We start from the raw sequence: 7,289 nt of genomic DNA, 5'->3' as shown, positions 1-7,289 counted from the left end.
TTAATTTGGCCAGTATCGCTTCGCGGCGTTCGGGTGAGTATTTCATAGGAACCTTTTCTTTGCCCCCATCTTAGGATGAGTTAAATTCTAACATCGGTAGAGGTTCCAACTAGTCTGACACAGGGGGGGGGCTGGCATATTTATTGCTGCTTCACAACCTTAAGCATCGTGTCAATAAAACGCATACTCGTTAGTGATTTGTTGTTTTCATTGTAAGCCAGAGCCAGGCTGGTTTTGCAGGAGGGTGTTATTTTTTTTAAATGAAGGAATTTGGCTCTGGCAGGTTTGTGAACCATACAAGCCGCAGGCACCAAACCCACTCCCATGCCGCTCTCTACCAAGGTAATAATAGTTTGCATTTGGATCGCTTCCTGGACAATCTGCGGAATAAAACCGGCTTCTTTGCAAATGTTAATAACTGCCAGATGCAACATGGGGGCTTCCTTGAAGGCGAAGTTAACAAAAGGAGCCTTGGAAAAATCTTCCAGCGCAACTTTACTGACCTTGTTGCCAGGGTCCCATTCGCTATGTGTGGGTACTACCAGGACAAAATTTTCATCCTTAAGTGGTTTGACCGTAATGCCAGGGTTATATACTGTAGGGATCCTGACAATACCGATATCTATCAGTTCATCTTCAATTAATGAAAAAATTTTCTTGCCCGTTGATTCCTGCAGGGAAAGATTGATATTGGGGTATTGTTTGCGAAAGGTGGAAACTCCGCTAGATAATAACGAGTAGCTTGCCGATCCAACAAAACCAACCGATAAATTATCAAAAAAACCCTCCTGGGTTGATTGGGCTTTCTGGCGCACGGCTTCCAGGATTTTCAAGATTTTCCTGAAGTCCACGAGGATATTCTGGCCAGCTACCGTTAACTTTATTTCTCTTGTGGTGCGTTCAAACAGCGTGACGCCCAGTTCTGCTTCCAGTCGTTTAATCGAAGAGGACAGGGCCGGCTGAACAATATTCAGTTTTTCAGCAGCCTGCCTGAAATTCAGGAGCTCACTAAGCACGATAAAGTGGCGTATTTGGCGATCATTCATTGATTACATAATGTGATTAATCATAAGGTAAATTATATTAGACGTTTATTAATAAACAGCCTACTATTTTTTTAACTTGTCATTGAATCATCCAGGAGAAAACCATGCTTCCGTTAGAGGGCATTAAAGTGGTGGATTTGTGTAATGTTGTAATGGGTCCTTATGCCACACAGATTCTGGCGGAATACGGCGCCGATGTGATTAAGGTGGAACCACCAGGAGGAGATGATTCAAGGCGAACCGGGCTGGCCCTGGAAGAAAATATGGCTACTTTGTTTCTGGGCGTTAACCGGGGCAAGCGCAGCATTGTGCTTGACCTGAAAAGTCCCGCTGACCTGGCAAAGCTTTACGCCTTAATCCGAACTTCTGATGTATTGGTACATAATATCCGCCCACAAAAATTGCAGGCCTTGGGAATAGATGCCCAAACCATTTGTGAGCAGAATCCGACAATTATTTATACCAGCCTGACCGGCTTCGGACAAAATGGCCCTTATGGTGGCAGGCCTGCCTATGATGATGTGATACAGGGCATGTCTGGGTTAGCCAGCCTGTCGCAACGTCACAATCAGGAAAAACCGTTTTACTTGCCGACTATTGTTGCCGATAAAACGGTAGGCCTGCAGGCCGTTGGTGCCATTCTTGCCGCGGTGGTTAAAAAGGAACGCCTGGGTGTAGGTAGTGTGGTTGAGGTGCCCATGTTTGAGTCAATGGTTGCTTACGCTCTGGTAGAACATATGTATGGGGCTACCTTTTCACCGCAAACAGGGGCAATGGGGTATCCGCGTGCCTTGTCTGCCTGGCGCAAGCCTTTTGCCACCCGTGATGGCTATATTTGTGTAATGCCTTATACCGATAAGCACTGGAATGATTTGTTATTGGCAAGCGGTAATGCGCAGTTGGTGCAAGATCAGCGTTTTCAGTCGATCGCGGCAAGAAGTGAACATACCTCTTTTGTGTATGAAAAACTGGGTGAAATTCTGACGCAAAAAACCAATGCCGAATGGCTGGTTTTACTTGAGGATTTGCAAGTGCCGGCCGCCAATATCAATGAACCCGAAGATTTGTTGCAGGATCCGCACTTGCAAGCGGTTGGTTTTTTTCAGCACATCAAGGATGAGAGTATGGGCAGCCTGTGTTTTCCGGGTACCCCTGTGTTGTTTGATGGAGCAAGGCCATATAACCGGGTTCCGCCGCGGCTGGGGCAACACACAGAAGAAATATTAAGTGAAATAGCAATAGAAAGTACATAAACCTGTACCGGGATCAAACAAGTTAACGCTTATATATTCAAACAAAGAAAGGAGACAGAATGACAAAAGTAAAAATGATCGGCCATGGCTTTTACTGGCAGGACTTAAATGCAGGTGATGAATTCGTGACGTTTGGCAGAACGGTAACAGAAACGGATCTCATGAACTTTATTACCATGACAGGGATGACAGAGGTTATTTTTACCGATCAAACCCATAAAGGTGTTCTTCAGGGCAGGGTAGTGCCAGGGGCCTTGTCTTATACCTTGATTGAAGGCCTGATTGTACAGGGCATGATACAGGGAACCGGTATGGCCTTACTTGAACTGACAAAAAAACTGATGGCCCCTGTGCGGGTGGGTGATACGATTCATGGCCACATTAGTATTGAAAGTATCAGACCCACTTCAAAGCATGGTCGCGCTGTGGTTAATTCAATTGTGAATATTATCAATCAGGATGGTACGGTTGTGATTACCTATACCGCCAAACGTTTGCTTGCCGGAGATCCAGGCAAAGCGGCAGTCAAGGAAGGACAAGAGGAGAGTGTGGCATGAGACAGAAAAAAACAGTTATAAAAACGTTGGCGCTTGCTATTGCCCTTAGTGGGGTTGTAGCCCATACCAGCCATGCCCAAAGCAATTATCCGAAACAACCAATACAGCTGGTGGTTGGGTTTTCTGCGGGAGGGCCAGCTGATAATGTGGCCCGCGTGATCGCCAAACCGCTTGGTGAACAGTTGAAGACTGCTGTTGTGGTGCAAAACAAACCGGGCGCCGATGGCGTTATCGGCGCTTCTTCAGTCGCAAGGGATAAGGCGGATGGCCATATCTTATTGCTGGCACCTACGACCCATAGCATTAATGCCAGTTATTACAAGAGTCTTCCTTACGATACTGAAAAAGACTTTACACCGATCACCTTGTTGGGATCTTCTCCAAACGTGATTGCGGTGCATCCATCCTTGCCTGTCAAGACACTGGCCGAGTTTATTGAATACACCAAACACCGTGAAACCATGCCGTTTTATGGCTCTACTTCCAGTGTGACCGAGCTGGCAACCGAGATGCTGAACCAGCAAAGCAATATCAAAATGAGCAAAGTTCCTTACAAGGGGGCGGGTCAGGCAATTCCGGCGTTGTTGTCAAATGAAGTGCAGGTTATGGTTTCCAGTTTGACTACCTTGCTACCGCATATCCAGCAAGGTAGTGTTCGGGCCCTGGCTGTGACCAGTAAAGACAGGTTGGATATTGAGCCCGATCTTCCAACGGTTGCCGAGTCTGGTTTGCCGGACTACTCCGCCAGTACTTGGTATGGGGTGTTTGCGCCGGCCGGAACACCCCCCGAGGTGGTTCAGCGCATCAATACCGCACTGACAACTGTATTGCAGGATCAGGAAGTTGCCAGCAAGTTGCGTGCACAGGGCATGTTGATTGAAGAGGAGTTGAAGTCTCCCGATCAGTTTAGAAACTTTATTGGCCGGGATATTTTGCAATGGTCGGATATTATGGCAGCAGCGAATATTGAGAAAAAATAGGGGGAGATTGAGAGCTACTGCCGTTTCTAATTTAATAAAGAGAAATATAGATCACATAATATTATTTAGTATATATGGGAAATATATTTCTCTTTTTTTGAGTGCTGGCAGTTATGTTGACAGATACTGTACTCCCGTCTCCACACCATTACCCCAAGAAAACTTCAATCAACCCTCGTGTAGACGCATCCAGTCCGTCCATTTCACCACCCTCACCATTCAACAACGGCAGCAGCTGGTTGGCAATTTCCTTGCCTTTTTCCACACCCCATTGGTCAAAGGGGTTGATGTTCCACAGGACTGATTGCACAAACACTTTATGCTCATACATCGCGATCAGCATGCCCAAGCTGTACGGGCTGAGTTCATTGAGTAAAATCGTGCTGCTGGGCTGGTTGCCTTCATACTGCTTGTAAGCGGGCAATGATTCCAGCACATCGGCCCCCAGCGCCTGGTTGCCAAAGGCCAGCAATCGCGACTGGGCCAGGCAGTTGGACAGGGCCAGGTGGTGCTGCGCCACCAGGGCCTCGGCATTTTCGGCATAGGTAAACTGGTTGGCGTTATAGCGCTTGACCGGGGCAATGAAATCGCAGCTGACGGCATGCGTACCCTGGTGCAGCAACTGGTAAAACGCATGCTGGGCATTGGGGCCGACTTCGCCCCATATAATCGGGCAGGTGTCAAGGTTGACCGCCTGACCGTCGCGCTGGATGGATTTACCGTTAGATTCCATTTCCAGCTGCTGCAGGTAAGAAGAAAAATACTTCAGCCGGCCATCATAAGGCAGCATGGCATGGGTCTGGATATCCAGAAAATTATTGTTCCAGGCACCAATCAGCCCCATTAATACGGGAATGTTTTGCGCAAAAGGCGCGGACTGGAAATGCCGGTCAATCGCATGCGCACCGGCCAGAAACTGCTTGAAGCCTTCCACGCCAATAGACAGGGCAATCGGCAAACCAATGCATGACCACAGGGAATAACGGCCACCCACCCAATCCCACAGCAGGAACTGGTTGTCGGGGGCGATGCCCCAGGCCGTCATCTTGTCGGGCCGGGTGGAAACACCCACAAAATGGTGTCGCAACACCTGCGTATATTGCCCCAGGGCTTTTTCCAGCCACAAACGCACGGTTTGCGCATTGGACAGGGTGTCGATGGTGCTGAACGACTTGGAAGAAATAATGAACAGGGTGGTTTCCGGGCGCAGCCGGTGCAGCAGTTCAGACAGCTGGCTGCCATCCATGGTGGAGACGAAATGCATGTTAAGCGGTTTGACCGTTGCCTGCCTGAAATCGGCCAGGGCATGTGAGGCCATCAAAGGCCCCAGGTCTGAGCCGCCCACGCCAATATTCACCACATCCTGGATTACCTCGCCGGTCGCACCCCGGTATTGGCCCGAGTGAATTTTTTCAACCAGGGCAAACATGCGCTGCAATTGCGCATGAACCTGCTGCGCCAGCACCGGATGGCTGGTGTCATCCTGAGGCAGGCGCAAGGCCCAGTGCATCACACTGCGCTGCTCGGTGTAATTAATGGCTTCTTCAGAAAACAGCCGTTTGACCCAACCCGATAAATCCTGTGCATGGGCAAAATCAATCAAACGGTTCAGTACTTTTTGATCTAGCCGGTGTTTGCTGAAATCATAAACAACCTCATCAAACCGCACATGAAAACGCGTGAAACGTTCGGCATCCCTGGCAAACAAATCTTTCAGATGAAGCGACTGGAACTGTTGCCCGGCTTCGGCCAGAGTGACCAGCACGGATTGGGTATCGTTAAATGGCAAACGTTGAATACGGTGACTCATTATCTTCCTACCCCCATATAGGCAAAGCCCTGCGCCTTGACATACTCGGGGTCATAAATATTGCGACCATCCAGCACCAGGGGATGCTGCATATGCTGAAGCAAATACTTGTAATCGGGGCTCCAGTACTGTTTCCAGGCGGTCAGCAAACATAAGGCATGCGCATCCTTAACCGCCTCGTATTGATTGTTGCACAATACCAAGTCATCGCGCTGCCCGTAAATGGCCGAGATCTCAGGCAAGGCCTGCGGGTCGTGCAGTTTTACCGTCACGCCCTGGGCCCATAAGGCTTTTAGCATGACATGAACCGGTGACTGCTGCACATTGGACGTATTTTCTTTAAACGAAGCGCCCCAAATGGCCACCGTTTTACCGGCCAGATCGCCATGATAATAATTCCACAGTTTTCTGAACAGCAATTCTTTTTGCTGCTCGTTAATCTCCCATACCTGTGCCAGCAGGCGGCTTTTTACCCCGGTGTCAGACACCGTATCGGACAGCGTTAAAATGTCGTGAGAGAAATTGTCTCCGCCAAAACCGGCCCCCGGGTATAAATACGCGGCGCCAATGCGGCTGTCTGCCGCCATGCCCTGGCGCACATGAGAAATATCAATACCCAGCTTTTCAGCCACCACGGCCAGGTCATTCATATAGCTAATGCGGGTAGCCAACATGCCAGAAATGCTTAGCTTGGTAAATTCGGCATCCAGCACGGGCATGAACAAATATTGCTGCTCACGGGGAAAGAGCGGGCGTAAAAACTCACGCACTTTTTTCTGTACGGCCGCATCGGTACCGCCCACAATGAGCTGTGTTACCTGCGAAAAACTGTTCAACGCCTTGCCTTCCTGAATAATATCGGGCAGATAAATCCAGTCATCACTGGGCAGTATTTGCCGAAGCCGGCTGGTACCCTGCAAGCCCAGGGTGGACGCGTTAATCATGAGTTTAGGGTGAATAATCGTGCGTTGCGCCAGCTGCTGTAACAGTGCCATGCCTGCCGCTTCTTCTGCCGGACTAAAACTGAAAAAATACACGTCTATATCCAGCGGCAGGGCAGACAACTCGCTGCACGCCAGAAAACCGCTGGCAAACTGTTTTTCCAGCAAGCGGTTAACGCTTTCATCGGGGAAATGCTGCTTAAACAGTTCACACTGCCGGGCATCACACCAGTACACCTGGTGGCCACATTCGGCCAGCAAGGCTGCCATCACCCCGGCGTAAAGCGTTTTTCCAAAAATGGCCACTTTCATCAACTTGCGCGGGAAACCTCGCCCTTTAGGGCGGGGAGGGATAGCGCGGCATGGTAACCATGCCCAATTCCTGCGTCTCCTTTTAAGTAGGCTATCCTTGTATAATCGTAGCCATCGCCACGTTGAATAATTCGGCAGTATTTGTGCGAGATACCTTGCACGATCTCTCTACCGGTTTGAATATTGAAGCTGCCGACGGCCCTGACGGCGACGCGCCCGGTATAGATTCCGGCCTTTTTACTGGAGTCCGGCACGATAGCGCGTACCCGATCGCCGGTTTGAAAGCCTTTGACGGATTTTTGGCGCATCAAATAGCCCCGAGGGAAACCGTACTTATTCAGACGGGTGCGCTGGTAGCTGCCTCGCCCGGTACAATTTACTTGTAAGGTG

6 protein-coding genes and 1 pseudogene are annotated in these 7,289 nt (G+C 49.4%); 3 read left to right on the top strand and 4 right to left on the bottom strand.

The genetic code is table 11. The features are described 5' to 3' along the window. Positions 1–140: 140 nt before the first annotated feature. Positions 141–1,046: a LysR family transcriptional regulator gene (locus tag JHL22_RS15680; protein WP_200239522.1), complete on the bottom strand. Its 906-nt coding sequence runs from the start codon at positions 1,044–1,046 to the stop codon at positions 141–143. Between the two features lie 104 nt (positions 1,047–1,150). Between JHL22_RS15680 and JHL22_RS15675 the strand changes: the two genes are divergently transcribed. From JHL22_RS15675 to JHL22_RS15665, 3 genes are read left to right on the top strand one after another with little or no spacing between them, the layout of a single operon-like run. Beyond that, positions 1,151–2,299: a CaiB/BaiF CoA transferase family protein gene (locus JHL22_RS15675; RefSeq protein ID WP_200239520.1), complete on the top strand. Its 1,149-nt coding sequence runs from the start codon at positions 1,151–1,153 to the stop codon at positions 2,297–2,299. Between the two features lie 59 nt (positions 2,300–2,358). Beyond that, positions 2,359–2,856 carry a MaoC family dehydratase gene (locus JHL22_RS15670; RefSeq protein WP_200239518.1) on the top strand — a complete coding sequence of 166 codons (498 nt, stop codon included), beginning with the start codon at positions 2,359–2,361 and terminating at the stop codon, positions 2,854–2,856. Next, the gene (locus JHL22_RS15665) at positions 2,853–3,836 is read left to right on the top strand and encodes a Bug family tripartite tricarboxylate transporter substrate binding protein (RefSeq protein ID WP_200239516.1); all 984 of its coding nucleotides are present in this window, start codon (positions 2,853–2,855) and stop codon (positions 3,834–3,836) included. The genes JHL22_RS15670 and JHL22_RS15665 overlap by 4 nt, the downstream gene beginning before the upstream one ends. A 148-nt stretch (positions 3,837–3,984) precedes the next feature. Here the strand turns inward: JHL22_RS15665 and pgi are convergent, their stop codons facing one another. The 3 genes and pseudogenes from pgi to JHL22_RS15650 form a co-directional block, all read right to left on the bottom strand. Next, positions 3,985–5,646 carry a glucose-6-phosphate isomerase gene (pgi, locus tag JHL22_RS15660; protein WP_200239513.1) on the bottom strand — a complete coding sequence of 554 codons (1,662 nt, stop codon included), beginning with the start codon at positions 5,644–5,646 and terminating at the stop codon, positions 3,985–3,987. Beyond that, positions 5,646–6,899: a nucleotide sugar dehydrogenase gene (locus JHL22_RS15655; protein WP_200239511.1), complete on the bottom strand. Its 1,254-nt coding sequence runs from the start codon at positions 6,897–6,899 to the stop codon at positions 5,646–5,648. Before JHL22_RS15655 ends, pgi begins: the two co-directional genes overlap by 1 nt. Continuing rightward, positions 6,899–7,289 (bottom strand): annotated as a pseudogene (locus JHL22_RS15650) (RNA-guided endonuclease IscB); the annotation flags it as partial. The gene JHL22_RS15655 and the pseudogene JHL22_RS15650, both read right to left, overlap by 1 nt.

Source organism: Advenella mandrilli, from assembly GCF_016595155.1.
Lineage (GTDB): Bacteria > Pseudomonadota > Gammaproteobacteria > Burkholderiales > Burkholderiaceae_B > Advenella > Advenella mandrilli.
This window is presented reverse-complemented; position numbering and strand designations above follow the sequence as displayed.